Annotated in this window: 3 protein-coding genes; 1 reads left to right on the top strand and 2 read right to left on the bottom strand. The window is 66.4% G+C overall.

The window, feature by feature from the left end; genetic code table 11:
* Positions 1-228: 228 nt before the first annotated feature.
* Complete coding sequence (locus tag ITJ69_RS20135; RefSeq protein WP_194673841.1) at positions 229-1476, bottom strand: MFS transporter; 1248 nt, start codon at positions 1474-1476, stop codon at positions 229-231.
* A gap of 73 nt (positions 1477-1549) precedes the next feature.
* Positions 1550-2065, bottom strand: a complete 516-nt coding sequence (locus ITJ69_RS20130) for a GNAT family N-acetyltransferase (RefSeq protein WP_194673840.1) — start codon at positions 2063-2065, stop codon at positions 1550-1552.
* 137 nt (positions 2066-2202) lie between these two features.
* Between ITJ69_RS20130 and ITJ69_RS20125 the strand changes: the two genes are divergently transcribed.
* The coding region (locus tag ITJ69_RS20125; RefSeq protein ID WP_194673839.1) for an NUDIX domain-containing protein at positions 2203-2465 on the top strand (263 nt) is incomplete at its 3' end.

Raw genomic sequence — 2465 nt, 5'->3', positions numbered from 1 at the left:
TACCCCACAACGATCAACAAGCAATCACCATCGGTCGCTGGCTTGCGAGACGACCGCGGACACGATGACTGCGACGATCAGCGGGACGCCAACACACGGCACTCATGGGAGCACTCCCGCACCCATCGTCACTCCTCCCGCTCACCACGTCGGCAGGACCGGACTGCAATCAACCTAGCGACCAACGCCGTGCGGGGCGGTTCGACATGGTGTCCGTAAGCCGATCCTCTAGCGAACGGCGTTGGTTCTGAGGGGCGAGCACATCGCGACGACGACGGCGCCAGCGAACACGAGGGTCACCGCGAGCAGCGCGAAGCCATCCCCAGCGACGGTCATGAGTGCGCCGCCACTCAATGCTCCCGCAGCCGCAAGGGTTCTGTTCGCGCTGCGCATCGTGCCGTTCATCCGGCCGAGAAGCGCGTCGGGAGTGACGGTCTGGCGGAGGCTCATTTCGTTCGCGTTCTCGCAGCCCGCGGCAGCGCCGTGTACGGCGAAGGCGACGAACAAGACCACGACGGACCCCGGTGGTGCTGCAACACCGGTGCCAACGGTCGTGAGCGTGATGGCCGCCCATGCGATCGGGTAGGCGGCTCGTGCGGCGATGATCGTTCGGCCGGCGCCGAAGCGTGTGCCGAGGCGCGGCGCCGCAGTGGCACCGAGGAGCATCGCGACGCCGCTGACTGCGAGGATGGCCCCGTACACGGCCGCTGGGAGCGCGAGGGTGCGGAGCGTGTGTGTCGCGAATACCGTCAGTCCGGCGGCGTTGGCGAGGAACCAGAGATGTGTCGACAGCGCCAGCGGTGCGAGAATCGGATGACCGTACGTCCACCGCAACCCGTCAGCGATGTCGCGCCGCAGCCGCGCAGCCGCCACGCGTGCTGACTTCTGCTCGACGACGCGGACGCGGGCGATGAGGACAGCGTCGACGAAGTAGCTCAACGCATCGAGCGCGATTGCCACCGGGGCGGTCACGATGCTGACCAGGACACCTCCGAGAGCCGTGCCCACCGTCTGCGCTGCCGCGTCACTCTGATCCACCCGCGCATTCGCTGCTAGCAGGAGAGGGCGAGGAACGATCCGAGGGAGGAGGGACTGCGCGGCGGCGAATCCCACGACGGACAAGATTCCGAACACGAACAACGCCGCCGCCGTCACCCAGAGGTTCAAGAGCCCGGTCAACCAAAGCACCGGAATCGCGCTCAGGCACACGCCACGACCGACACTCGCCCAGATCAGGAGTGGCTTGCGCCGGAACCGATCGACGTACGCGCCGACGATCAGACCGAACAATGCGTACGGCAGAAACTGGGCAGCGTTGACCAGTCCTACTTCGAACGGGCTAGCGTGCAGCACCGTCACCACGAGAACCGGCACGGCTACCGCGGTCACTGCTGATCCGAACGACGAGACGGTCGCGGCAGACCAGTACGGGCGGAACCCGGGCACTCGACGCAGCGTGGTCACGTCGTCGCCCATGCGCCAACGCTGGCAGACCGCAACGCTGCGAGCAAGAGAGGCCGCCCCCGTCCCTGTCTCGGTAGCCGACCGGCTACCGGACCAGCTCGTGTTCGTAGAGGCTGGACGCGAGTTGCCGCCCGCCCTCGAGGGCTGTCACCGTCACGTCGCGAACGTGCCGGAACCCTTGCTGTTCGTAGAAGCGCCGCAAGCCCGGGTTTTCCGTCGCACAGTCGAGCCGCACGAGGGCCGCCCCGCGCTCGGTAGCCCTGTGTTCTGCCCACACCAGCAGTCGTTGTCCGAGCCGGCTGCCACGATGAGTCTGCGCAACGGCCAGTCGGTGCACGTACACAGCGGAGCTGCTCTCCATGCCCCACGTCTCGGAGTCCGAGTCGGACACGGTGACCATGGCCACGATCACCTGGTGCTGACGCACGACGAAGAGATTCCCCTGCTCGGCGTCGCGGAGTAGAACAGCATCCGGCACGGGGTCTTGCCACTGGTCTATCCCACGCGAGCGCAGCCACTGCCTCGCACCGTCGATGAGCGCTTGAGCTGCAGGAATGTCCGCGGCGCTGGCCGCTTCGACCACCAGCCCGTCTTGATACATAGGACGACGCTACGGGGTGATTTAAGCGGATACGAGCGGAAGCGCCGTCGCCGACCGCCCAACAGCCGATCGTCAGTCGGGACACCTTGACGCCGGGCTGTGGGACACGGCCAGGCGTTTCGTGGTGTGCTGGCCGGATGCGCGTCAGATCAGCGGCCGTCGTCATCCGAGGCGAGAGCCTGCTCGTCATCGATCGATTGAAGGACGGTCGGAACTATTGGGTGCTTCCTGGTGGTGGGGTGGAGGAAGGTGAGAGCCTCCGTGAGGCTTGTCGGCGCGAATTGCTTGAGGAGACTGGCCTTGAGGCGATCATCGGCGATCTGCTCGACGTGCCAGTGGACAGCGCCGTTCCAGTGGCCTACTTCGCTGCCCAGGTGCGTCCTGGTCCGTTGGTGCTCGG

It is taken from the genome of Curtobacterium sp. VKM Ac-2887 (assembly GCF_015350935.1).
GTDB lineage: Bacteria > Actinomycetota > Actinomycetes > Actinomycetales > Microbacteriaceae > Curtobacterium.
Note: the sequence above shows the minus strand (reverse complement) of the source record. Positions and strands in the feature narration are given on the sequence as shown.

Bases quoted from the DNA above. Each gene is read 5' to 3' on its own strand.
- ITJ69_RS20135 (WP_194673841.1), bottom strand. From the start codon at position 1,476: ATGGGCGACGACGTGACCACGCTGCGTCGAGTGCCCGGGTTCCGCCCG.
- ITJ69_RS20130 (WP_194673840.1), bottom strand. From the start codon at position 2,065: ATGTATCAAGACGGGCTGGTGGTCGAAGCGGCCAGCGCCGCGGACATT.